Annotated in this window: 18 protein-coding genes and 1 other annotated feature; of the genes, 8 read left to right on the top strand and 10 right to left on the bottom strand. The window is 44.7% G+C overall.

What is annotated here, in order from left to right:
- Positions 1–54 precede the first annotated feature (54 nt).
- Positions 55–1,287 (top strand): aminopeptidase, encoded by a 1,233-nt coding sequence (locus tag NYR53_RS26055; RefSeq protein ID WP_261302016.1) that lies wholly within the window; start codon positions 55–57, stop codon positions 1,285–1,287.
- A gap of 212 nt (positions 1,288–1,499) precedes the next feature.
- Here NYR53_RS26055 and ileS read toward each other — a convergent pair whose 3' ends face one another.
- From ileS to NYR53_RS26085, 6 genes are all read right to left on the bottom strand, one after another.
- Positions 1,500–4,583: an isoleucine--tRNA ligase gene (gene ileS, locus NYR53_RS26060; protein WP_261302017.1), complete on the bottom strand. Its 3,084-nt coding sequence runs from the start codon at positions 4,581–4,583 to the stop codon at positions 1,500–1,502.
- Positions 4,584–4,659: 76 nt separating this feature from the next.
- Positions 4,660–4,918, bottom strand: a binding site (T-box leader).
- A 19-nt stretch (positions 4,919–4,937) separates the two neighbouring features.
- Positions 4,938–6,350, bottom strand: a complete 1,413-nt coding sequence (locus NYR53_RS26065; RefSeq protein WP_261302018.1) for an allantoinase — start codon at positions 6,348–6,350, stop codon at positions 4,938–4,940.
- A 78-nt stretch (positions 6,351–6,428) separates the two neighbouring features.
- Positions 6,429–7,559, bottom strand: a complete 1,131-nt coding sequence (locus NYR53_RS26070; RefSeq protein WP_261302019.1) for an ABC transporter substrate-binding protein — start codon at positions 7,557–7,559, stop codon at positions 6,429–6,431.
- 48 nt (positions 7,560–7,607) lie between these two features.
- Positions 7,608–8,489: an ABC transporter permease gene (locus tag NYR53_RS26075; protein ID WP_261302020.1), complete on the bottom strand. Its 882-nt coding sequence runs from the start codon at positions 8,487–8,489 to the stop codon at positions 7,608–7,610.
- Positions 8,489–9,232 (bottom strand): ABC transporter ATP-binding protein, encoded by a 744-nt coding sequence (locus NYR53_RS26080; RefSeq protein ID WP_261302021.1) that lies wholly within the window; start codon positions 9,230–9,232, stop codon positions 8,489–8,491. Before NYR53_RS26080 ends, NYR53_RS26075 begins: the two co-directional genes overlap by 1 nt.
- A gap of 123 nt (positions 9,233–9,355) precedes the next feature.
- Positions 9,356–10,045: a GntR family transcriptional regulator gene (locus NYR53_RS26085; protein WP_261302022.1), complete on the bottom strand. Its 690-nt coding sequence runs from the start codon at positions 10,043–10,045 to the stop codon at positions 9,356–9,358.
- Between the two features lie 365 nt (positions 10,046–10,410).
- On the opposite strand from NYR53_RS26085, the gene rocF reads away from it, so the two are divergent.
- The 3 genes from rocF to NYR53_RS26100 all read left to right on the top strand — a co-directional run bounded on the left by rocF (position 10,411) and on the right by NYR53_RS26100 (position 12,702).
- Positions 10,411–11,328 (top strand): arginase, encoded by a 918-nt coding sequence (gene rocF, locus NYR53_RS26090; RefSeq protein WP_261302023.1) that lies wholly within the window; start codon positions 10,411–10,413, stop codon positions 11,326–11,328.
- 280 nt (positions 11,329–11,608) lie between these two features.
- A complete protein-coding gene (locus tag NYR53_RS26095; RefSeq protein ID WP_261302024.1) occupies positions 11,609–12,316 on the top strand; it encodes a DUF1361 domain-containing protein in 708 nt (235 codons plus the stop codon).
- The gene (locus NYR53_RS26100) at positions 12,313–12,702 is read left to right on the top strand and encodes a glyoxalase superfamily protein (protein ID WP_261302025.1); all 390 of its coding nucleotides are present in this window, start codon (positions 12,313–12,315) and stop codon (positions 12,700–12,702) included. Before NYR53_RS26095 ends, NYR53_RS26100 begins: the two co-directional genes overlap by 4 nt.
- Positions 12,703–12,897: 195 nt before the next feature.
- On the opposite strand, the gene NYR53_RS26105 is transcribed toward NYR53_RS26100, so the two are convergent.
- Positions 12,898–14,316 (bottom strand): aspartate ammonia-lyase, encoded by a 1,419-nt coding sequence (locus NYR53_RS26105; RefSeq protein WP_437180076.1) that lies wholly within the window; start codon positions 14,314–14,316, stop codon positions 12,898–12,900.
- A gap of 497 nt (positions 14,317–14,813) precedes the next feature.
- Here NYR53_RS26105 and NYR53_RS26110 point away from each other — a divergent pair, with 497 nt between their 5' ends.
- Positions 14,814–16,013, top strand: a complete 1,200-nt coding sequence (locus NYR53_RS26110; RefSeq protein WP_261302026.1) for an ornithine--oxo-acid transaminase — start codon at positions 14,814–14,816, stop codon at positions 16,011–16,013.
- Positions 16,014–16,169: 156 nt separating this feature from the next.
- Here the strand turns inward: NYR53_RS26110 and NYR53_RS26115 are convergent, their stop codons facing one another.
- The 3 genes from NYR53_RS26115 to NYR53_RS26125 all read right to left on the bottom strand — a co-directional run bounded on the left by NYR53_RS26115 (position 16,170) and on the right by NYR53_RS26125 (position 17,691).
- Entirely contained in the window at positions 16,170–16,859 is a 690-nt protein-coding gene (locus NYR53_RS26115; RefSeq protein ID WP_261302027.1) for a carbohydrate-binding family 9-like protein, read from the bottom strand.
- A gap of 21 nt (positions 16,860–16,880) precedes the next feature.
- A complete protein-coding gene (locus NYR53_RS26120; protein ID WP_261302028.1) occupies positions 16,881–17,327 on the bottom strand; it encodes a DUF2663 family protein in 447 nt (148 codons plus the stop codon).
- Between the two features lie 130 nt (positions 17,328–17,457).
- Positions 17,458–17,691, bottom strand: a complete 234-nt coding sequence (locus NYR53_RS26125; RefSeq protein WP_261302029.1) for a cold-inducible protein YdjO-related protein — start codon at positions 17,689–17,691, stop codon at positions 17,458–17,460.
- A gap of 156 nt (positions 17,692–17,847) precedes the next feature.
- On the opposite strand from NYR53_RS26125, the gene NYR53_RS26130 reads away from it, so the two are divergent.
- The 3 genes from NYR53_RS26130 to NYR53_RS26140 all read left to right on the top strand — a co-directional run bounded on the left by NYR53_RS26130 (position 17,848) and on the right by NYR53_RS26140 (position 23,790).
- Positions 17,848–19,113 (top strand): MFS transporter, encoded by a 1,266-nt coding sequence (locus tag NYR53_RS26130; RefSeq protein ID WP_261302030.1) that lies wholly within the window; start codon positions 17,848–17,850, stop codon positions 19,111–19,113.
- A 122-nt stretch (positions 19,114–19,235) separates the two neighbouring features.
- Entirely contained in the window at positions 19,236–21,605 is a 2,370-nt protein-coding gene (locus tag NYR53_RS26135) for a helix-turn-helix domain-containing protein (RefSeq protein ID WP_261302031.1), read from the top strand.
- Between the two features lie 532 nt (positions 21,606–22,137).
- Positions 22,138–23,790: an extracellular solute-binding protein gene (locus tag NYR53_RS26140; protein WP_261302032.1), complete on the top strand. Its 1,653-nt coding sequence runs from the start codon at positions 22,138–22,140 to the stop codon at positions 23,788–23,790.
- Positions 23,791–23,796: the final 6 nt, after the last annotated feature.

Genomic DNA, 23,796 nt, shown 5'->3' on the forward strand with positions numbered 1-23,796 from the left:
GACTCTTAGAAGGATAAACTGCTAGCAAGATCAAGAATAAAGAGGAGGTTTCCTATGACTTTTGAAAGTAATCTTGATAAATATGCGGAGCTAACCGTCCGCGTCGCTGTGAACATTCAATCCGGCCAAACACTTTGGATTAACGCACCTATTCATCATCCCGAATTCGTTCGACTCATTGCCCGTAAAGCTTATCAAGCAGGGGCCAAACACGTACATATTGAATGGCAGGATGAAATCTGCACGCAAATCAAATATACCTACGCGCCTGATGAAGCGTTTCACGAATATCCATCATGGAGAGCGCAGGCGCTCGAAGAGCTAGCTGATCATAACGGTGCCTATCTATTTATTGATGCCGATGATCCCGAATTGCTGAAAGATATCGATCCATCTCGCATTTCCGCAAATTCCAAAGCCGCAGGTGCGAAATTAGTGAAATGGAGAGAAAGCATGTCCTCCTATCAGATGACATGGTCGATCATCGTGGCACCTTCCTCTGCTTGGGCGAAGAAAGTGTTTCCTCATCTGGAAGAGGAAGCCGCGATCAGCGCCCTATGGGACGCCATTTTCAAAGCGACACGCGTAGATCAAGAAAATCCAATCCAGAATTGGCTCGAGCACAACGCGACGCTTCGGAGCAAAAGAGAACAGCTTAACGAGAAGCAATTCCGTAAGATCCATTACCGTGCCCCAGGCACTGAACTAACCGTCGAGCTGCCAGCGAATCACATTTGGCGAGGTGGTTCCGCCACCAACGCGACGGGAGGCTTCGATTTCAACCCGAATATCCCGACAGAGGAAGTCTTTATTTCCCCACATCGAATGGGTACTCAAGGTACAGTACGCAGCACGAAACCGCTCAGTTATCAAGGTAATTTGATCAACAATTTTACCATCACTTTCGATAACGGACGAATTGTTAACTACACCGCTGAACAAGGCTTCGAGTCTCTGAAATCCATGATCGAAATGGATGAAGGAGCTCATTATCTTGGCGAAATCGCACTTGTGCCGCACGTATCACCAATTTCCAACTCCAACTTGATCTTCTTTAATACCTTGTATGATGAGAACGCCTCAAATCACTTGGCACTCGGCAGAGCCTTCCCCACATGTATAGAGGGCGGAACTTCGATGTCCAAGGAGGAGCAAGAGAACGCAGGCCTTAACAGCAGTCTGATTCACGTTGACTTCATGATCGGCTCTGCCGAAATGGATATTGACGGCGAGCATGCCGACGGCACGATTGAACCCATTTTCCGCAAGGGAAATTGGGCATTCTAGAAATTGAATACAACCTCAGACTCGGCCTTTGGTCTTTAGTTAAACCCTTTTTTGTGCACGGGGAGAGATGGATGCGCAATACTGCGAAAGTGCACAGTCACTCCATCTCGTAAAAGTTCGCTACAATCCAATACTTATTCTTTCTTGTATGTTAAAAAGGGTAGTACCAGGAGTCATGATAACCATGTCTCAAGGTACTACCCCTTTTTCAGTTACTCTATAAGCAGGCGGAAATTGTTCTCCCCGATTAAGATTGATTCCATATTTTCTTCTTTGGCATATCTCACACTTGAAAGCAGTACGTTCTCTTGCAGAACGTAATTAAACCGTTCCAACGCTTCTTTGAGCGCCAGATTGACATCGAGAACAAGATGAACTCGTTTATCAATCGGCAGCTCCAACTTTTTACGGTAATCCTGAATGGCACGTATGATTTCCCGCACAAAACCTTCCTGCTCCAATTCTGCAGTTATCGATGTGTTTAAGGTTACTGTGATCTGGTTACCGGAAGCCGAAGCAAACCCTTCTTTGGCCTGTTTTTCCACAAGCAGCTCATCAAGAGTAATATGGAATTCCTCTCCGTCGATCATTACTACAAGAAAACCGTTATCAACCGCTTGTTTGGTTTCTGAAGCAGACAATTGCTTCAAGTGATTTTGCAGGGGACCAACGTATTTGCCATACTTCTTCCCGGCTACCTTAAGATTCAGCTTCACGTTGAAGTCAACAAAACCGCTGTCGCTTTGTTCTACGCGGATTTCTTTGATGTTTATTTCATCTTTAATGATTTCCTCAAAACGGCTTAGGTCGAAATCTTTATCGAGCGAAACTATTAACTCCGAGAGAGGCTGGCGGGTCTTGATACCTGTATCGTTCCGAATATTTCGAGCCAATTCAACGATCTGACGAGCAGTTTCCATGTCACTCTCGAGCATAATATCGATTGCTGAATGGATCACACTTGGATAATCAGCCAGATGAACGCTGCCTTCGCCGCCGAGGTTACCGTATATGTCCTCGGCAATGAGTGGCGCATATGGCGCTATCATCCGCGAGAGCGTCAATAACACTTCACGCAGTGTTTGGTACGCCGACACTTTATCAACAGTCATTTCACTACCCCAGAAGCGGTCGCGAGAGCGACGGATGTACCAGTTGCTCAGTTCGTCGACAAACATTTCGATTTGCTTCGCTGGGTTTAAGAAATCATTAATTTCCAAGCCTTTACATACATTTTGGAGCGTACTGTTAAGTCTTGATAATATCCAACGATCCAATTCGTTTGCGTGCTCTTGAGGCGGATGATCTTCGTGCTTATAGTGGTCAATCGTTGCATATAACGCATAAAAAGCATGTGTATTATTAATCGTATCGACCAATTTGGATTTCGCTTCGGCAACAATTTGCTTAGAGAAACGTTTGCTGTTCCAAGGTGCGCTGTCTGACAGCAGGGCCCATCGAAACGCATCCGTACCAAATTCATCGATGATTTCCCATGGATCAATGCCGTTACCTTTGCTTTTAGACATTTTTTGTCCATTCTCGTCCAATACATGCCCGGTAGAAAGAACAGCTTTGTAAGGCGATTTGCCGTTATACAACGTTGAAACCGCAAGTAGACTGAAGAACCAGCCCCTTGTTTGGTCAATCCCTTCGCAGATCATATCCGCTGGGTACTGCTCATTAAACAACGACGTCTCGTCTCCGAATGGATGATGATACTGCGCAAAAGGCATAGAACCGCTATCGAACCAGACGTCGATTACTTCAGGAGTTCTTTCCATGATGCCACCACATGAGCAGCGCAGTTTCACTTCATCGATGTAGGGCTTATGCAGCTCCAAGCTTTCGTCAATTGGCGTTACTGATTTTTCCCGCAAATCTTGGTGGCTTTCCGGCGCATATTCGCCTCCGCAATCTCCACATAACCAAACGTTAAGCGGGGTACCCCAATAACGATTACGGCTGATGTTCCAATCAACAAGCTCTTCAAGGAACTTACCGAAGCGCCCTTCGCGGATGTGGGAAGGATACCAGTCGATTTTACTGTTGTTTTCGATCAATTGCTCTTTAATTGCAGTCGTTTTGATAAACCAGCTCTCCATCGCATAATAGAGCAGCGGGGATTTACAGCGCCAGCAAAAAGGGTAACTATGCTCATAACGCTCTTTGGAAAATAGCAGGCTGCGTTCAGACAAGTTTTTCACGATATCGACGTCACAATCTTTGACGAAGCGTCCTGCGAAGTCCGTGATCTGATCATTGTAACGTCCTGCCAAGTTCACTACATTCACAAAATCAAGGTTATGTCCGCGTGCTGTTCGATAATCATCTTCACCATGCGCCGGAGCAATATGGACGATACCTGTACCACTCGTATCCATAACATAGTCAGCGTCTACGACGATATGTCCTTTAGTTGGACTAATATAGCCGAATGGGGGCTCGTAGGCCGTGCCGACGAATTCCAATCCTTTATGCACAGATAATATGTCGTAGTCTTCTTTGAAGACTTTTTCCGCAAGATTTTTCGCGACGATATACACTTCGCCTTTATGTTTCACTTTGACGTAATCCAAATCTTTATTTATCGCCAACGCTACATTCGCAGGTAGAGTCCATGGGGTCGTCGTCCAAGCCAGAAAGATTTCACTTCCGTTTTTACTCCTGAATTTCACTGTAGCACTTAAATCCTTCACGTCTTCATAGCCTTGCGCCACTTCATGAGAACTGAGCGTTGTTTGGCAGTCCGGACAATAAGGGCTTACACGGTGCCCCTTATACAATAGTCCTTTGTTATGGATATTGGATAAAATATGCCAAACACTCTCGATATAGCCGTTATCCAAAGTAACATAGGGGTTATCCATATCCGTCCAGTAGGCAATGGCTTCCGTTAGTTCACGCCACTGCTTTTCATATTCAAATACGCTGCTTTTGCATTTCTCAACAAATTCGGCGACTCCGTATTTTTCAATCTCTTGTTTCCCCGAGATACCCAGCTGCTTCTGCACGCCAAGCTCGACCGGCAAGCCATGCGTGTCCCAACCCGCTTTGCGGATGACTTGGTAACCTGACATTGTTTTATAGCGGCAGATGAAATCTTTCACAACACGACCAAGCACGTGTCCGATATGAGGTGATCCGTTTGCCGTCGGCGGCCCTTCGTAAAAGACGAAGTTCGCTTTGCCTTTACGGTTTTCGATCGACTTCCGGAATGTATCATTCAATTTCCATTGTTCAAGAACGCGAAGTTCGCGGGTTCTCGCTTTTTCTTTCACATCAATTTTTCTCATGTGTCACACACTCCTTTAATAAAATGATAGGCTAGTCGGGAAACGATGTTAAAGAAAAACAAAAAAATCCCGTCCCGTAAGGGACGAGATTACATCTCGCGATACCACCCTAGTTCCGTAACGATCATAAGAATATGATCATTATAGCTCTTGATCTACGTACTACCATACGCGGCCCTTGTAACGGCGGGATCCCGGGTCAGCTTACTAATCTTCCTTCAGCTTTCCTTCTCGGAGGGGATTTTCGGCTAAGTCTTGAATATTGGCTTTCAGCTCTAGGCCAACTCTCTGGAAATCAAGGGAAATAGCGTACTCGTTCTCGTCAGTGAATTTAAAGTTAATTATAATCCTCAGTTAATTTATTTTTACATCAACTTCGTTGAATGTCAAGTTTACTTTTGTTTTGTAACGACACCATTGGCCAGCCTTCACAGGACTGATCGCTTTCGCTTCTTCATAGACAAGATTTCCTCTGCTCCAGGTAGCCAGCACTTTGCACCCCAATTCCTTCCCTACATATGGACTATGCTTGTGGCGATACAATAAGTGCTCGGTTCGCAGCACATAGGGGGTATTCAGAGAAATCATAACAAGATCTGCATCAGCACCTAGACGAATCTCTCCTTTGTCCGGAAGAAGACCGAATCGCTCAGCCGGCGTATAGGACAGCATACGACTTAACTGACTGAGCCCGATCCCCCGCTTCAAATGTCCTTCATCAATCATAAGTTCTAGTGAACTTTGCGCTCCCGATATACCGCCCCATGCTTCAAAGTAATTGCGGGATTCCTTCATCGAGCTTGGACAAGGGGAATGATCCGATGAAATCATATCAATATAACCCTGGCGCAAAGCTTCCCACAACCGCTCCTTCTCCTCTTCACTACGCAGTGGAGGCGCACATTTGGCCGTAGGCCCTATCCGTTCTAAATCATCTTCCGTAAGGAGTAAATAGTGCGGACAAGTCTCCAGCGTCACATTAACGCCGCGCTTCTTCGCCTCCACTATGATCATTACAGCTGCCTCGCTGCTGATATGAACGAAATGCAGCGGACACCCTGTCTGCTCTGCATAAAACAGCGCTCGATTCACCGCTTCGAGCTCAGCAAGAATCGGGCGTGTGGACGTATAGTCTTGCGCTGTGACTTTGCCTTCTGCTTGCTTCGCCTGCCCTAAGCGTGAAACAAGTGACTCGCTTTCTGCATGAAGCGCCAGCACTCGGTTCATTCGCGCAATGCGCTTCATCCCTTCCCACAAGGTGAGGTCATCCACCTCACGAAATGCCTCTTCGCCCGGGTCACCCGGCGAAGACATGAAGGCTTTGAAGCCAATAACACCAGCTTCGCACATGGGCGCCAAATCATCCAGATGCCCTGGCACCAGTCCACCCCATATGGCGTAATCGACCAATGATTGCTCACGGGCCGCCTCCTGCTTCATCTCCATCGCGGAGACGGTAACTGTTGGCGGAATGCCGTTAAGCGGCATATCGATGTAAGTGGTACAACCTCCTGCGGCTAATGCAGCAGAACCCGTGGCGAATCCTTCCCAGTCCCCCAGTCCCGGTTCATTCAAATGGACATGGGCATCAACCATGCCAGCCATGATGACCATGCCAGAAGCATCCACAACTTGCTCTGCTTCCAGCGTTAAGCGCTCATCCAAATGCGAAATCTTGCCATTCTTTATACCTATATCCAATAAACGGACTTCATCTCGCAAAACAACGGAGCCGTTTCGAATGATCACATCTAATCTTTCGCTCACCCTGTTCACCTCGGTTTTACTCACATCATCTTCAGGACCGAAACAAGCATGCTGTCTCGGCCCTGACAATGAACTTACTTATTTAAATTCAACTTTAACAAGTGTAGAATCAACAGCTTTCAACAGGCTCAAATCATGGTAAGTATCTGGTTTCGGAACGGTTTTAATATTACCAACAGCTTTTAGATATTCACCTACTGCCGTACCGTTGCTGCCATTCACGTAAGTATCATCTACTTCCATCGAGTACACATTGCGGCTCATAATTTGCGTAAGCTCTTCAACGCTTAAGTGAAGCTCAGGAGCAAGAATCTTGATCGCTTCATCGCGGTTTTTATTAATATAATCTGTCGCCTTTTTAAGACCCGCAAGCACGGCTTTAATCGTATTCGGATTTTTCTTAATAAAATCGTCAGAAACCTGCATCGTTGTATGAACGCTCATCCATTTCACGTCGCCTTTTTTATCAGGCAGCTCACTCTTCGTTCCGCTAAACAGGAATTTGCCTCCACCTTGGATCGCTTTGGTAATGAACGGTTCCCAGCAAGCAAGGGCATCGATATCACCTTTTTGCAAAGCAACAACAGCATCGCTCGGCGCTATATTGACGTATTTTATTTTGCTTACATCTACACCAAGCTCTTTACCCATATTATCTATTGCTATCTTCACGTCTGCTCCGTTAGGGATCCCAATTGTCTTGCCTTCTAGGTCCTTGGATGTCTTCAGTTCTAATTTCTTGGAACCGACGACAGCTTGCGTACCTGCAATTTGTGCTAGAGGTGTAACAATTTTCACAGGAACATTCGATGATTTTAAAATAATATCCATAAAATTCGTTTGAATGGAGAGTGGCGCGCTGCCACCGGCAACCATCGGTCCGATATCCGGTCCGCTTTCAATCAGTTGACTGGTTACATTCAGTCCTGTTTCTTTGAAATAGCCAAGCTTATCTGCAATAATTTGTTGAGAGGAAATCTGTGCATCGCGTACGCCGACTAATGTAATATCTTTCACTTCTGGAACCGCCGCAGTCGCAGCGGTAGCGGTAGCTGCAGTTGAAGCTGCAGGTGTTGCTGTTGCTGCAATAGCTGTTGCTGCTGGAGTTGTTGTACTTGTCGTCGTTGGTTTAGAACTACATGCTGTTACTACCATAGCTGCCGTTACGAATACCAAGAATGATTGAGCCCATATTCTTTTGTTTTTCATGTGTTTCCCTCCACTTTTCTTCTCTTTTTTTTGGGTTCTCATTTGCTTCTATTTCTCAACAGCATCTCTCATGCCTCCCTTACGCCACGCCAAGACCCTCCTTTCCGCAATTTTCATTAATCCTGAAAACAAACTGTATGACAAGCCAATTAAAATAATGGCGACAAACATGTTAGAAATTTTGAAATAATTTCTGGCATCTACAATGATATAACCAAGCCCTGACTTCGCACCCATCATTTCTGAGACAATTAATGCCGAGAAAGACAGACCCAGACTGACCCGCGCACCTACAATAAAATTCGGAATTGCCGATGGAATCATAACCCGAGTGAAGATTTGTCGCTCTGAAGCACCTAAACTAAGGGCCGATCGAATGAGTGTAGATGGCACTGACTTAAAACCGTCAACCGTATAAACAAGCACAGGAACGAATGTTGTCCAAGCGATGAGTAGAACTTTGGGAAACTCTCCGATACCGAACCAGATGATGAATAGCGGAAGCAAAGCTAAGGCTGGAATCGGGCTTACGAGATTGAGGATTGGCGACATCCATCGTTCAAACGTCCGGAATTTACTCATTAACACCCCGAACAAAATAGCGAATAGGCAGCCAATGACGAATCCCAAAGCTATACGAATAGAACTGGAAACTAAACTTTCTAACACAATCCCCGTCTTTGCCAGCAGCCAGGCATCCGATACGATCAGGGATGGCGGAGGCAGGAATATCGGATTAAACCATGCAAATCTCTCATTTAGTTGAGAAAATACTTCCCAAAGGACGAAGAAGGTAACGAACGGCATGATGTTCCATCTCTGGATCAAACTTTCTTTGATATTTTTGCGCTTCTTCGGCTGCTCGACATGCTTAGTCTCTATTGGAAGCAAATCATTGTCAGCAATGACCGTTACCGATGTTTTACTCATCAGACTGCCTCCTCTGTTTCGTCTTCCATCAGAATCCGCTCGATGCTGCGCATCGCTTCACTAAATCCAGGAGATTCAAACGTGCGGGGATGCTCAATTTGGATGGAAAATGTCTCTGCAATTTCGCCGTCCTTCATCACAACGACCCGATCAGCTAAATAGACCGCTTCGCTAATACTGTGCGTGACAAATAGAATCGTCGGTCTTAGCTTTGCACATATGCGCCTAAGTTCTCTGCGCATCATGTCCCTGGTCAAAATATCGAGAGCGCCGAAGGGTTCATCCATCAACAAAATGTCCGGCGAACTTGCAAGTGCTCTAGCAATTCCTACTCGCTGTTTCATACCGCCAGACAATTCGGCTGGATAATGATTCGCATAAGCCTCAAGTCCAACCAGACTCAGGAATTCCTTGCCGATTTCTTTGGCTTTTGCCTTGGACGCACCTTGAACTTCAGGCCCAAAAGAAATATTTTCGAGAACATTGTACCAAGGGAACAAAGCATGATCCTGAAAGACCATTCCCCTTGATTTGGATGGGCCTTTAATCATCTCACCATCGACCTTTATTTCACCTTCATCAGGGAGCAAATATCCGGCCACCATATTCAAAAGTGTTGATTTTCCACAGCCGCTATGCCCTAAGATGCAAATAAATTCATGAGCATACACCGTCAAATCAACTTGTTTAAGCACGACGCGATCTCCAAAGCTCTTCCCCACTTGCTTTGCCGTTAATTTCATTCTCTCGCCCCTTCCATAGCTCTCAACTTTGTTCGAAGCTTTCACCTGTTGTATGCAATTAATGCCCCACATCACACACAAAATTGTATACAACCCACTGTAAAAAAAATGGGCACCACGCACTTATCTTTTGACAGCTGCATAACTTCTGGACTTGAATATATCAGTAAGTGAGTGCGGCTTCGCACCATGCTCTTCGAAATCCAAAGAAGCTTCAATCTCACTCAAATGTTCAACCATCAAACGTTCAGCTAAATCCGCATCTCCTTGCTTAATGGCCGCTAAAATTTGCTCATGATCAAGGCAATACCTATTTTTCTTCATCCCATAAAAGGCGATAATCACGTAAGTTAGAGCAATCAACTCTTCCAAATATCGATAGTAGTAATAATTGCTCGCTAATTCAGCAATGCGGAGATGGAAATCACCCGTAATTCGTAGAGCTCCCAGCAAATCACCCTGCTTATGCGCTTCATGCTCATCATCCAGCATAATTTGCAATTGCTGAAAATGAGCATCTGTCAACGTACCGCACACTTTGCGGATCGCCGCCGCTTCAATCACTCTGCGCATTTCGAACACTTCTTTAGCCTCATGTGTAGATGGGCAAGCAACAAAAGTTCCTTTGTAAGGAATGACGGTTACCAACTTCTCACTTGCGAGTCGGCGCAGTACATTGCGTACAGGTGTGCGGCTTACTCCAAAAGACTCTGCCAGCACTTCTTCCACTAACTGCATGTTGGGACGAAGCTTTTGTTCGATAATGGCATCCTTAATCGCGGTATACATGTCTAATTCATTGGCTTGCAGCATAAGGACCTGTTCTCCAATCCCCTGATGAATTGTTTACTTCACCCTGATCGTAATGAAAATAGGATTTCATGTCAATATACATAACACTAAAAGCCCCATCTTTTAGAATAACAACCAATATATCACGTATTCTTTGTTTTAAACGATAAACAATAACGATCCCCACTCGCTTTTTTCATTATTTCTTTATAACATGTTATGTTTAATGACATCATTTTGATTTTGATGGTAAATGAGTTAAGCTGTTGATTACGGGAGCAAATGCCACAGGAACTAAATGAAAAATCTCCAATTATAAGTAAGGTTATGATAATCTAATTACGAGCGAAGATTTATCTGAAGCCCGAACAAGAGGAGCTGATCGAATGAGAACCAAACCGACAGTTGCAGCGATTACTGTGCCATTTGATCTTGGAGCAGGTCGACGCGGAGCGAGCAAAGGACCGAAAGCTATTTTACAAGCAGGATTAATTCGAGGTCTGCAGCAAATGGATATCACGATCGATCATGTTGCTGATATCCGTCTGCCTGACGACACAGCGACTCCCTTAGCAGCTGAAGTTGATCAAACTAACCTCAAGTATTTGGCGGAGGTTACCCTAGTAAATACACTTCTTGCTAAGCAAGTCTCTCAGGTTGTGGAGCAAGGGCGCTTTCCTCTCGTCATTGGCGGTGATCATAGCATAGCTATCGGGACATTAGCCGGGTTATCCAGCCATTATCAGAACTTAGGCGTCATCTGGATCGATGCACATTCCGACTTAAATTCAGCCGATACAAGCCCATCCGGTAATATTCATGGGATGTCGTTAGCCGTCAGTCTAGGAATGGGGCATCCCTTATTAACCAGCATTATGGGCAATCATGACAAAGTAAAAGCGGAGAATATCGTCCTTATTGCAGCACGTTCTCTCGATGAAGGCGAGAAGAAACTTATTCGCTCTTTGGGGATCAAATGCTATACCATGTATGACATTGATCGCAAAGGGATGGCTTCCATTATGCAAGATGCTATTGACTATATAAGCAGCAAAACAGACGGCGTACATGTTAGTTTTGACGTCGATTCTCTGGATCCGATTGAAGCACCTGGAACAGGCACGATTGTAAAAGGTGGACTTCATTACCGCGAAGCTCATCTGGCCGTAGAAATGCTGCATGAAGCAGGCATTGTAACCTCAGCCGAATTCGTTGAGGTGAATCCTCTTCTCGACGACAATAACAAAACATCCCACTTAGCCGTCGGCTTAATTAGCTCTTTGTTTGGCAAGCAGATTCTATAGGTAGAAACCATTGCTAGATGATTTGGTGCGGCGTGCCATGTCGAAAGAAGTAAGCGCGGAAAGCGCGCTCAATCTGCAAGCACGACTAAAAAAAGGTAAGCTTTGCTCCCCCAAACCCAAAATTCTTAGTGTGAACAAAACCCGTTACTCTCCGCTTAGCTGCGAGGATAACGGGTTATTTGCTTGTTACAGGCAGGAAATAAATGTAAGATAAAGACATCATCTTGGGTGGGGCGGCATCACTCACTGCCAAATACATAGACCAAGTGCGGAGCCTACAATGAAAACCTTAAATCACTGGTACTTGCATCTCTTTCTGATTTTGCTCTCACTTTCCACAGTAGGGATCTACTTTTTGTTCAAAAACCAAACCTACTTTGAATTTCTAGTTTGGAACTTATTCCTCGCTTGGATTCCGTACATCCTTGCTGTATTAGCTCATTTTATACACACTCGTAGATCTATGATCTTGAAAAAAATCATATTAATCTTCGTCGGATTAGCTTGGTTGTTATTCCTGCCTAACTCTCCGTATGTCATAACGGATCTCATTCATTTAACGATTTTGAAGGACTCTTATGTACAAAAAGGAACGCTCTCCTTTACATACTGGTATGATTTTTTCGTCATCTTCTTATTTGCATGGAACGGTCTATTGCTAGGATGCAGCTCCATGTACATGATTCAAAAGATATGGAAAGAGCGTTTCAATCCCTTTGTTTCATGGCTGATCATCACATTAACTGCGTTACTATGCGGGTACGGCATACTTTTAGGAAGAGAATATCGCTTAAACAGTTGGGACGCTTTGCTGAATAGCGGAATTTTGGAAATCTTGCGAGAAACTCTGCATCAAGAAGCCTTTGTCTTCTGCTTATTAGTCGGATTTGTTATCATGACGGTGTACGTAACCTTTTATGTACTCGTAAATAGCATAAACGGCTCAAGACATTCAAGTCCTTACTCAGACCAAAAATCAAGGAGATGATTGCAATAACAACCGTTAAAGGTGTCACGCCCATTTTTAGAATGTTCGACGAGATGAAGGCAAAGGAATTCTACCTAGATTACTTGGGTTTTTCGTTAGAGTGGGAGCATCGATTTGAAAGTGATATGCCGCTTTACATGGAGGTCCGTTTAGTCGAATGTAAATTGCATCTTTCTGAGCATTATGGGGATTGCAGCCCGGGTGCAGCTGTTCGAATAGAAATCGTGGACATCGTAGCATTCCATACGAATTTGAAAAATAAAAAATATACCTATTCTCGCCCCGGCATAGAGACCAGCCCATGGCATACCAGAGAAGTCTGTGTCACGGATCCGTTCGGGAATAAGCTTACCTTTTATGAATCGTTGAACGACCATGTGGATTAAGACGTCGCAGGCAGTATTACAGGAAGATTGATATAAAAAGTGCAGCTAATTTCATCCAGCCCCGCAGAAATTGTCTAGACGATTCTTTTCAAATCCTAAAAAACGCCCCCGACTCATCTACCGATGAGTCGGGGGCGTTCGATCTATATGGGTATAGTCAACTGTCGTAGTCTACAAAGTCTTCTTCACCCAGCGCTAGTCGGCAGGCTGCAGCAATCTTTCACCAGCTATGCCCGGCGTGGTCATCTGAATTGGATTGAGGATTTCTTCAATCTCCTCAGGTGTAAGCAGCCCGCGCTCTAGGATGAGTTCTTTGAGCGTCATGCCAGTGCGCACAGCTTCTTTCACTAATTGCGCGGCGACTTCGTAGCCGAGATGCGGGTTCAAAGCTGTGACGATGCCAAAACTTTGCTCGACATAAGAAGCACAGCGCTCGCGGTCGGCTTCCAAGCCCTCAATCGCAAAGCGCTCGAACACGTCAGCCGCGTTCCGCAGTATTTTCAGCGATTGTAGAAGGTTGAACGCAAGTACGGGTCCCATGACGTTAAGTTCGAATTGTCCTGCTTCGCAGGCTAGGCAAATCGTATGATCGTTGCCAATGACTTGGAACGCCACTTGATTCACAACCTCTGGCATAACGGGGTTTACTTTACCTGGCATAATGGAAGATCCCGGCTGTCTCGGCGGTAATTTCAGCTCCCCTAAGCCTACGCGAGGGCCTGAAGCCATTAATCGGATATCATTGCATATTTTCGAAAGGTTAACGGCGCATACTTTCAAGGATGCGGATAGCTCCGTGTAGGCATCCATGTTTTGAGTGCCGTCGACCAAATGTTCGGCTAGTTCAATAGGGATTCCCACCTGCCCTTTTAGATGAAACATTACGCGTTCCACATACTCAGGCTTCGCATTAAGCCCAGTTCCTACAGCAGTAGCCCCCATATTAACGGTCAAAAGCCCCTTCGAAGCATGACGGATACGATTGATATCACGCTGGATAACACGCGCATAAGCGCCGAATTCTTGGCCCATACGAATAGGAACAGCGTCTTGGAGATGTGTACGCCCCATTTTAATAACATCATCAAATTCCGTTTCTTTACGGGCAAAAGCACTTTGGAGTGAAGTCATAGTCTCGATCAATTGCTCAGATAAACGGTACGCGGCAATTTTGATGGCGGTAGGGATAACGTCGTTTGTGGATTGCGACATGTTGACATGATTGTTCGGATTACAATGGAAATAATTGCCCTTTTCCTCGCCCAGCAGCTCCAACGTCCGATTAGCAAGCACTTCGTTCATGTTCATATTGATGGAGGTTCCCGCTCCGCCTTGAATAGAATCAACAATAAATTCCTCAAGCAACTGACCTTGTCTCACTTCTTCGGCTGCTTTGACTAATTGTTCGCCGATTTTTTTGGGCAGCATATGTGTTTCCATATTCGCTAATGCAGCTGCTCTTTTTACTTCTGCCAAAGCTGTAATGAGCTCTGCGTGAATTTTCACTCCCGTAATTGGGAAATTCTCTAATGCACGCATGGTTTGAATGCCGTAATAAGCCTGGGATGGAACTTGTTTTTCACCTATAAAGTCTTTTTCAATGCGATGAGTCATCGTAGACACCATTCCTTTTTTCTACAAAGTATACTGCTCGACGTTGCGAAGTAGGTGTTCCGAAAATTCTTCTAACTCTCTGCCTCTAGATCAATTGAACGCTGTGCATGGCCACATAAGCGCTCATCTGAAGAATTCGCGACTGCTTTCAAGAATCCTGCAATATCTGACACGTTCTGTAATATTTTTTTTGACCACCGATCAAATTTGACCGCTTCTAATAATATTTCCTATTTTGACAATTCAAGTCTTCATATCCTTGCAACAATTCACACGGATTTGCACATAATGATTGAACTGACCTACTTTGTTAAGACTTGTATCACTGTCTAAAGCTATGTATTTATATATGCTTGGAGCAGCACAAACGCAAAGGGGATTTACCATGAGTTGACGAATACAATGGATTAAACAAGCTCGCTCTGTGAGACAATTAGAAAGATACAGTTAATGCCGGCGAGATTGGCTTACAAGCTGCACGTCAGGGAGGAATACTTATGGATACGTCGAGTTCGATGATTATTGAAAAAACGGAAAAATACGGGGCTCGCAATTATCATCCGCTGCCTATCGTGATATCGAGAGCGGAAGGCGTATGGGTCGAGGATCCGGAAGGCCACCGCTACATGGATATGCTTAGCGCTTACTCCGCCTTAAATCAAGGTCATCGTCATCCTCACATTCTGAGAGCGCTTCATGAGCAAGCCGAGAAAGTTACACTGACGTCTAGAGCTTTCCATAGCGAGACATTAGGTTCGTTTTATGAAAAATTAGCGAATTACACGGGTAAGCCGATGATTTTACCGATGAATACCGGGGCTGAAGCGGTCGAAACCGCTGTAAAGGCTATTCGTCGTTGGGGCTACGAAGTGAAAGGAATCCCCGCCGATCAAGCGGAAATTATCGTCTGCGAAGGAAATTTCCACGGTCGGACGGTGACGATCACTTCCTTCTCATCGTCGCCGGAATATAAGCGTGGTTTCGGGCCTTTTACGCCAGGGTTTCGCATTATACCCTACGGGGATGCGGCGGCGCTGCGTGAGGCCATCGGGCCGAATACGGCGGGCTTCCTGTTCGAGCCTATTCAAGGCGAGGCTGGCATTGTGATTCCGCAGCCCGGTTACCTGCGGGAATGTTATGAGCTATGTCAGGCGAATAACGTGTTGTTCGTCGCGGACGAAATCCAGACGGGATTCGGCCGTACGGGTCGCCGCTTCGCCTGCGACTGGGAAGGCGTTACGCCGAACCTGTACATCATGGGCAAAGCCCTCGGCGGCGGCGTGTTCCCGATCTCGGCGGTCGCCGGTGATCGAGAGGTTCTTGATGTTTTCGAGCCGGGCTCCCACGGCTCGACGTTCGGGGGTAATCCGCTCGGCTGCGCCGTCGCGATCGCGGCGCTGGAGGTCACCCTGAACGAGCGGCTCGCAGAGCGCTCGGATGAGCTTGGCGCTTATTTCCTGAAGCGGCTTCAGGAAATTCAATCTCCGCAGATTACGGAGATTCGCGGCCGTGGGCTGTTCATCGGTATTGACCTTAAGGTTTCAGCTCGTCCGTTCTGTGAAGAGCTGAAAGCGAATGGTCTACTGTGTAAGGAGACACACGAGCACATAATACGCTTGGCTCCGCCTCTTACCATTACAAAGGAAGAGCTCGATTGGGCTTGGCAGCAAGTAAATGACGTGCTGAGTGAAGCTTAGCACTTAAGTATAATAGCCCTCTAGCTTTTGTTGAAGCTGGAGGGCTTTGTTTTAATTTGTTTTAGAAGTTTTTCATCGTTATCAAGCCACTTCTGCGCGCCTCCACCACTTTAGCGATAAACAACATCGTTACAGCACCCGACTATTCTACTCTATCTATTCTTTTACAAAAATAAGCGTCCCAAATCGATGCGGCATATGGAAATCAACTTTACCTGTTGGTGACCACGCCCAATAATGTCTATTCCCTTCTAGGTCATCATCAATCCGATATAAATTCCAACGCCACTCAGCGCCATGCTGAGGTGTCCGGTCTTCCCCACGCTTTTGCATCTGCTCTTGCTTTTGCTCATCCTCTTGCACTTGCTCTTGCTCTCTCTCTCGCCCCTGCCCCGACTCCCAATCCAAATCAACAAAAGGAATCCGCAGCTCATAAATCCTCCACCCATCGTCCCTATCCGAGACATGGGTATTCATTCCCTTAGCATCCCATGCAACATCTACCTCTTTATTCCCACCCTTATAATGGATCAAAGCATCGAATACGACGTTTCGTGGACTCACTTCGAACTCGTAATAAACCGCTCCGGTACCGCTTTTATCGAGAAACACCTCAACCACATCTTCCAAATAAATAGGATCATCTCGCCGCTCCATCGTTGCCACGACGTGATCATCCTCACATTCGAATCTTATATGCAGAGCATCAGCTGTCCAACATGCGCGAAAGCTAGTCTTGAGCCGAGGCATCTCACCCGTGACAACTTCCCTTAAATCATTGCCTATTATTTCTTCCCAATTCACAATTCCGTTCTCTGCCTCTACATAGCGACATTCATATCTCATCCGATCTGTCATCCTCGCTCCCTACTTACTCTTATATACAATATTAATATCATATTCGTTATCTAGAAAGCTAGAAATTTGATCCCGAGATTCCGACTTCACGTCCTTTAACCAGGAAGCGTCAAACTTCTCGATGACTTCTATTCTTAAATTCTCGTATTTTGTCTTCGCTTTTTCAATCCTAGACACACGATTTTGTGTAAATAGGAACAATGATATACAAACCAGAAGCGAACCTGATAGAAGCTTATTAGAAATAAGCAAATCGAGGATGGCTAATGCATTGCCGCCTGAAACTACTATTACTTTTCTATAGAAAGAGATAATAAAATAAAGAATCAAACCACCTGTTAGAATGGCGAATAAAGGTTGTGTATTTTTGAGCTTGTCCCATTCTTGTTTTCTATCCCGAAGTTTGTGTAGGATCTTGGTCGCATCGTCACTTAGATTAAGTTCAGGCCATTGCATGAAGCACTCCCCCTCTCTACCATCTTATGCTTGGACACGGCTATTCTTTCCATAAAAAAAAGACCATCAGCATCTCTCTTCAAGCTTGGCTGAAGATGCTTTTGGTCTATGATTTGTCTTTTGAAATTTACTAGAATCGTTTTTTCCCAACTAAAAACTTTTTATTTCCTTTTTTAGCTGTCACAGGCACATGCTTATAGCTGCGCACCATCGGATTTTTACATAATGGACAAGTTGGTAAAGCTTCCGTAACGAATTCTTTGCGAACCCATGCTTTACAATCTGTCTCTTTACATTTCCAAATTTCAATCTGTTCGACTTCTGGCTTGTGATCTTCGGTCACGGTACTCGTTGGTGTAGACATTTCAATATGTGCTCCCTGCTTCGTAGATTAGACTACTTATTATTATACAGATCAGATCGAATATCAAGTCTTTCCCGTGTTCAAAATTATTTACCAGTGGTAGAATGGATGAGGCGGTTACAATTTAGACACAGAATACAAAGGCAGGAATCATTAATGATAAACTTATTACGTGAATGGAAGTCACAATTTCATGGCTATAGCCGAAATATTTTGCTCTTCTTTTGGTTTAATTTTGTATGGAACTTAGGTTTAGGTATGTTTGGGCTCGTCTATAACCTTTATGTCAGAAGTCTTGGCTATGACCAAACGACGGTTGGCAGCATGGTTGGCATGGCGTCACTGGCAGCGGCCATTATTCTAATTCCCGCCGGTCTAATGAATGATCGTTTCGGACCTAAGCGCGTCATTACATTTGGTCTCATTTTTACCATCGTAGCACTGACGGCTCGCTCTCTTATTGAAGTCAAAGAGGGTATGCTCGTTTCGTCCTTCTTGGGCGGTATGGCCCTTGCTGTTGTTTCCGCAACTATTCTACCTTTTATGGCCAACAACTCTACCCCTCAGCAGCGCGTTCACCTGTTCAGCTTTAACATGGCTCTTGTCATGTTAGCGAATGTAGTTGGTATTGCACTGGGTGGCGTTCTTAGTGACTTATTTCAATTCATGATTGGTTTAGACGAAATTCGTAGCTTGCGATTTACCCTATTGATTGGAGTCGGTATCGCAGCACTTGGCTTTATACCTATCGCTTTTTTTGAGAAAAGTGAGCAAGAAATACAACCCCGTAGCGAATCACTAAAGTGGAAGCAAGTGTGGAGCGTACATAAACCATCCTTACAGGTTATTGGTATTTTTTGTTTATTAGGCTTGTTATCATCCATGGGTGGGGGCATGATTGTCCCCTATTTGAATGTGTATTTTGAAGATCGTTTTGACGCTTCGAAATCCGCCATTGGTATCGTTGTAGCTTTAGGTCAAGCCGCAACAGCGATTGCTTTTCTCATTGGACCCATGATTGTAAAGAGATTCGGAGAAGTTAAATCTGTCGTATACCTGCAGCTATGTTCCATTCCATTTCTCCTCCTAACCGCTTTTTCTGCTAACTTTTACTTATCATCGGGTGGGTACTTGTTCCGGCAAGCCTTAATGAACGCCGCTAATCCATTTTATAATTCGATCAAAATGAGCTACGTCAACCGATCGCTCCGGGGATTAGCGTCCAGTTCAGGGGAAGCTGTTTTTCATCTCGGTTGGTTCCTTGCTTCACCAATAAGTACGGGCCTTGTTTTCCGCTATGGCTCTTACTACGGGTACGCGTATGCTTTCTGCATCACAGCTGTAGTCTACACAGTAATCTCCTATTTATTCTACTTTTTTTTCGGGAAAAATCGGTTTAAACCCGTTGATGAATCATCCTAAAAAATTGGTTCTTTCTATCGTTGACTTGAACGATGGAAAGGAAATACAATACATGAGAGCGCATTCATTTTGAGATCCTAGTGCTCCTTATCGATGATCAATTGTGAGGGGATGGATTTGCTATGAGGAATAAAATCTTCTTTAATGGACAAAGTATCGTCCTAACGTGGTTGATTTCCTATATCGTCATTCTACTTTTACCCGTGGCAATTGGCTTATTATTGTATATGGAATCCAGTAAAACACTGAAGGAAGAAATTCAGCAGGCCAATGATTCTCTTTTAAAACAAGTTCGGGAAATTATGGACAATCAGTTTAAAACCATGGAACAGCTGAACTTCGAGATTACGTGGAATGTAAGCGTCCAAGAGCTGCTCTATTCGAATAAATATGAAGCATTTCCCAAAGAATATAGATATGATGCTTATCAAATCGCACGTATTCTTTCTATGTACAAAACCTCCTACCCGCTGATCGATTCTTTCTATATTTATTTGAATAATGATCAATCCGCTATTCTCCCTACCACTGTTAGAACAAAAGACTTTGTCTATGAAACTTTACATATGAGCGATGCTTTCTCGTTCTCTTCTTGGCAAGCTATCGTGACTCGAAGCAATTTCAAAGGCTTTATTCCCATGTACCGAATTGGTGATGATAACACCCTGCGTAAAACGGTAGCCTACATCAGCACATACCCTGAAGAGCATAATAAACCACTGGCTACCAATGTCATTATGGTCGATCAATCTCGCATTATTGGCGCTATTCAAAATATGGAAATTTTCAACAAAGGTCACGTACTCATCCTAAATAATGAAAATCAAATTCTGGCTTCCAACTCCACAAATTCGCTTCCTGCTGATTTTCCTTTCAATCAATTAGAGAGCTCGTCCAACTTTTATTACACCGACGCTACTGGCGAAAAATATGAAGTTTTCAACATTCAGTCACCAGGTTCCAAACTAAAATATGTTTCTATGATGCCAAGCACCGTATATTGGAAAAAAGCCGCTCACATCCGTAACCTGACTTATATGAGCATGGGGATCAGTTTGCTTGGCGGAGGTATTCTGACTTATGTGTTTCTAAGAAGAAATTACAATCCTGTCCGTCGCTTGGTTCATGCATTTTCCAAAAAACAGACCTTACAATCCACCAAACGATATAATGAATTTCATTTCTTACAAGAAGCCGTGGACAGTACGTTGATCGAAATTGCCAACTTCAAGAGTAAAATGGAGCAGCAGCGGCACATTGTCCGCTCCCACTTTATCGAAAAGCTGCTAAAAGGAAAACTGGACAGCCAGCTTCCTATCGATGAGGCCTTAACGACTTTTGAAATGAAGTTAGACCGGCAAGATTTTGCTGTCATGCTATTTGTTGTCGATAAGAGTGCACCCTTCTTTGAACGAATTAACCATACGCCTGAAGGGGATAAATGGAAGCTTCTTCAATTTATTATTATGAATGTCGTGGAGGAGCTCATATCGGAACGGCACCGCGGCTATGCAGCCGAGATTGATGATAGTCTCGCCTGTTTAGTCAATTTAACTACGGAAGATGGAAAAAGCTCCAAGCTGGAGTTACTTAGAATCGCAGGCAAAGCGCAAACTTTCCTCTCTTCCACCTACGACATTAACCTTACAATTTCAGTAAGCAGTATCCATGATCGTATCGCTAACGTACCGCAAGCTTTCTTAGAAGCTCTAGATTCCATGGCCTTTAAGCTTGTTATGGGTGGACCAGAAATTTTATCGTATGACGATTTGCAAGCAAATGTCACTGGCGAGTCTACTACCGGCTATTATTATCCGACGCAGATTGAGCAGCAATTCATGTATGCCGTGAAGCTAGGGGAGCTTGAAGAAGCACAGATGATTCTGACCGAGATTATGAATAAAAACTTTGATCATCCTGGGATTTCGGTCTCCTTAACGAAGTGCCTCATGCTCAACCTGGTAACCACCATGATGAAAAGCATCAGCGAAACCGGGGATATCCAGGAAAGCTTCTTTATACGCAACCCAAAACTTCTCGACCGCCTTCTGTCCAGTAAAACTGTTCAAGACATGCAGCTCCAGCTGGGTGATATGCTCGAGCAAGTTTGTGCCTACACGTCCGCCAAACGGACGCATACGATTTCACTTACACGTCAGAAAGCGCTGGAGCAATTGGTAAATGAAGTGACGGCTTACATCGAAGATAATTACACAGACGCCAATTTGAATGTCACGATGATAGGCAGCCACTTTAATCGCAAAGCCACCTACCTATCTAAGCTATTCAAAGATTATGTGGGAGAAGGGCTGCTCGATCGCATTAATAAAGTCAGAATTGAGAAATCCAAGCAGCTGCTTGGGCGGCAAGAACAATCGGTCGGCGATGCGGCTTACGGTGTGGGCTTCAATGATATTAATGCTTTTATTCGTGTTTTCAAAAAGGTAGAGGGCATCACGCCGGGGAAATACAAAGATCTGATTGAAAGATAAAAGATGTGATAACGCACATTGATGGGGGGAGCCGCGGGGCTGCCCTATTTTTAAGCAGAATGCCTCCTACCTCCTCACAACTGGTAGGTGCAACAAAGGAAGCAATCAGCCTTGATGCAAACTAGACTGCTTACTCTTGAAAGTCCCTCAACCCCATGAATCCCGTGTATCCTGCAGCGACTTTATACCGTGCAACAAGTGAATATTGGCTAATTTGATGAAGCAATTGGACATTTTGTTGAGTCTACGAACAGAATTCGAGAACCAATTGGATATTTTGCAGATAGTTAAAATGGAAGCGTTATCATATAGTTAGGTTAGACAAACGGTCCCTCAGCGCACACAAATTCTTAAACAATTTTTCACGGAAACTCAGTATCGCTTCGATACCAGTTTTCTAAGCAGGCAGTGCTTACACTGCCTATTTTCTCCAAAAAGCTTTAACGCTTACTCTGCCAGTTTTTCTGGCGAAAAACTCAGTAACGCTTTCGATGCCAGTTTTTCTGGCGAAAAACTCTTAGGAGGTCAAGCTATGAAAGAGAACAGAAAAAAAATGTTTACTGTGCTGGTCACAACAACTTTAATGGGGAGCTTAGTCGTTGCATGCTCATCCAACACACCGACTGCCGTTAACAGCACTAGTCCCAAAGCAACCACTGGGGGCACCACGGCTCCGAGCGGTGCTGCTGTTACTTATCCGCTCAAAGTGGACAAAACGTTGACCTACTGGGGCGAACTTCCCGGTAACCTAACTGGTGTAAAAGCAGCCCATGCCGATGTGCCCTTCTTCCAAGATTGGCAGAAAAAGACCGGCGTTCCTTTGAAATTCCTTGCGCCTCCTACGAATCAAGGTCAGCAAGCGCTGAACGTGATGTTAGCCTCTGGAGAGCTGCCGGATATGATTGAGTTTGATTGGCAAGGAGCATTCCCAGGTGGTCCCGAAAAAGCGATCAAAGACGGATACATTCTTAAATTGAATGATACGATAGATAAATTTGCTCCAAATTTGAAGAAGTACCTCAAAGAGCATCCGGAAGTTGATAAACAAGTAAAAACCGATAATGGCAGCTATTATTCCTTCCCTTTTATCCGCGGGGATGATTACCTGCGTGTATTCCAGGGTCCTATCGTCCGGAAAGATTGGCTGGATGATCTTGGACTGCCTGTTCCGCAAACCATCGATGAGTGGTACACAACACTCAAAGCCTTTAAGGAGAAAAAGGGCGCTACAGCTGCCTTCTCCGTCGTAAGTGTTCCCAGACCTTTCAACGAGTTAGGAAACGGCGCTTTTGCCGGCGCCTTCGGTGTGACGCGTGATTTCTTCATCGACAATGGCACAATTAAGTTTGGTCCAGCTGAAAAAGGCTACAAAGATTTCCTAGCTACCTTCCACAAATGGTACGAAGAAGGTCTGATTGATAAAAACTTCGCAACAGCAGACGGCAAAGCCTTAGACGCCAACATGGCCTCTGGTGCAACAGGTGTGACCGTGCAAAATGCCGGTGGAGGCATCGGTAAATGGCAACCGCTAGTTACAGCCAAAGATCCTAAAGGCGTTCTCATCGGGGCTCCATACCCTGTTCTCAAAAAAGGCGACATCGCGATGTATGGCCAGAAGGATCCGGCTAATGCGCCCGGAGGTATGGTGGCCATTACCGCATCTTCCAAAAATATTGAAACCGCAGCGAAGCTTCTTGACTACGGCTACTCCGATGAAGGTCATATGTTCTTCAATTTCGGAACTGAAGGTACTTCTTATAAACTAGAGAACGGCTACCCCAAATATACGGATTTGCTCATGAAAAATCCGGATAAATTGGCTCCAGCGCAAGCTCTTTCACTCTATATCCGCGGTAACTACAATGGACCTTTCGTACAGGATAAACGATATATTGAGCAATATCTTGCTTTGCAGACACAACGTGATGCGGTTTCCACTTGGCAAAAAACAGATGTTGATAAACACAAACTACCACCAATTACCGCTACACCAGAAGAAAGCACAGAGCTTGCCAAAATCATGACTGACATCAACACATTAGTTGATGAAATGACGCTCAAAATTATTTTAGGAACAGAGCCAGTTGATAGCTTTGATAAATACATGGAAAAATTCAAATCCGTTAAGCTTAGCCGTGCTCTCGAAATTAAAAAGGCATCCTTAGATCGTTATAATAAGAGGTAGATGACA

It is taken from the genome of Paenibacillus andongensis (assembly GCF_025369935.1).
Lineage (GTDB): Bacteria > Bacillota > Bacilli > Paenibacillales > NBRC-103111 > Paenibacillus_E > Paenibacillus_E andongensis.

What these genes read in the sequence shown, in the direction of transcription:
- NYR53_RS26085 (WP_261302022.1), bottom strand. Translation starts at nt 10,045, where the DNA reads ATGCTGCAAGCCAATGAATTAGACATGTATACCGCGATTAAGGATGCC.
- NYR53_RS26055 (WP_261302016.1), top strand. Translation starts at nt 55, where the DNA reads ATGACTTTTGAAAGTAATCTTGATAAATATGCGGAGCTAACCGTCCGC.
- NYR53_RS26070 (WP_261302019.1), bottom strand. Translation starts at nt 7,559, where the DNA reads ATGAAAAACAAAAGAATATGGGCTCAATCATTCTTGGTATTCGTAACG.
- NYR53_RS26110 (WP_261302026.1), top strand. Translation starts at nt 14,814, where the DNA reads ATGGATACGTCGAGTTCGATGATTATTGAAAAAACGGAAAAATACGGG.
- NYR53_RS26130 (WP_261302030.1), top strand. Translation starts at nt 17,848, where the DNA reads ATGATAAACTTATTACGTGAATGGAAGTCACAATTTCATGGCTATAGC.
- NYR53_RS26125 (WP_261302029.1), bottom strand. Translation starts at nt 17,691, where the DNA reads ATGTCTACACCAACGAGTACCGTGACCGAAGATCACAAGCCAGAAGTC.
- NYR53_RS26115 (WP_261302027.1), bottom strand. Translation starts at nt 16,859, where the DNA reads ATGAGATATGAATGTCGCTATGTAGAGGCAGAGAACGGAATTGTGAAT.
- NYR53_RS26105 (WP_437180076.1), bottom strand. Translation starts at nt 14,316, where the DNA reads ATGACTCATCGCATTGAAAAAGACTTTATAGGTGAAAAACAAGTTCCA.
- NYR53_RS26120 (WP_261302028.1), bottom strand. Translation starts at nt 17,327, where the DNA reads ATGCAATGGCCTGAACTTAATCTAAGTGACGATGCGACCAAGATCCTA.
- ileS (WP_261302017.1), bottom strand. Translation starts at nt 4,583, where the DNA reads ATGAGAAAAATTGATGTGAAAGAAAAAGCGAGAACCCGCGAACTTCGC.
- NYR53_RS26095 (WP_261302024.1), top strand. Translation starts at nt 11,609, where the DNA reads ATGAAAACCTTAAATCACTGGTACTTGCATCTCTTTCTGATTTTGCTC.
- rocF (WP_261302023.1), top strand. Translation starts at nt 10,411, where the DNA reads ATGAGAACCAAACCGACAGTTGCAGCGATTACTGTGCCATTTGATCTT.
- NYR53_RS26100 (WP_261302025.1), top strand. Translation starts at nt 12,313, where the DNA reads ATGATTGCAATAACAACCGTTAAAGGTGTCACGCCCATTTTTAGAATG.
- NYR53_RS26075 (WP_261302020.1), bottom strand. Translation starts at nt 8,489, where the DNA reads ATGAGTAAAACATCGGTAACGGTCATTGCTGACAATGATTTGCTTCCA.
- NYR53_RS26140 (WP_261302032.1), top strand. Translation starts at nt 22,138, where the DNA reads ATGAAAGAGAACAGAAAAAAAATGTTTACTGTGCTGGTCACAACAACT.
- NYR53_RS26080 (WP_261302021.1), bottom strand. Translation starts at nt 9,232, where the DNA reads ATGAAATTAACGGCAAAGCAAGTGGGGAAGAGCTTTGGAGATCGCGTC.
- NYR53_RS26135 (WP_261302031.1), top strand. Translation starts at nt 19,236, where the DNA reads ATGAGGAATAAAATCTTCTTTAATGGACAAAGTATCGTCCTAACGTGG.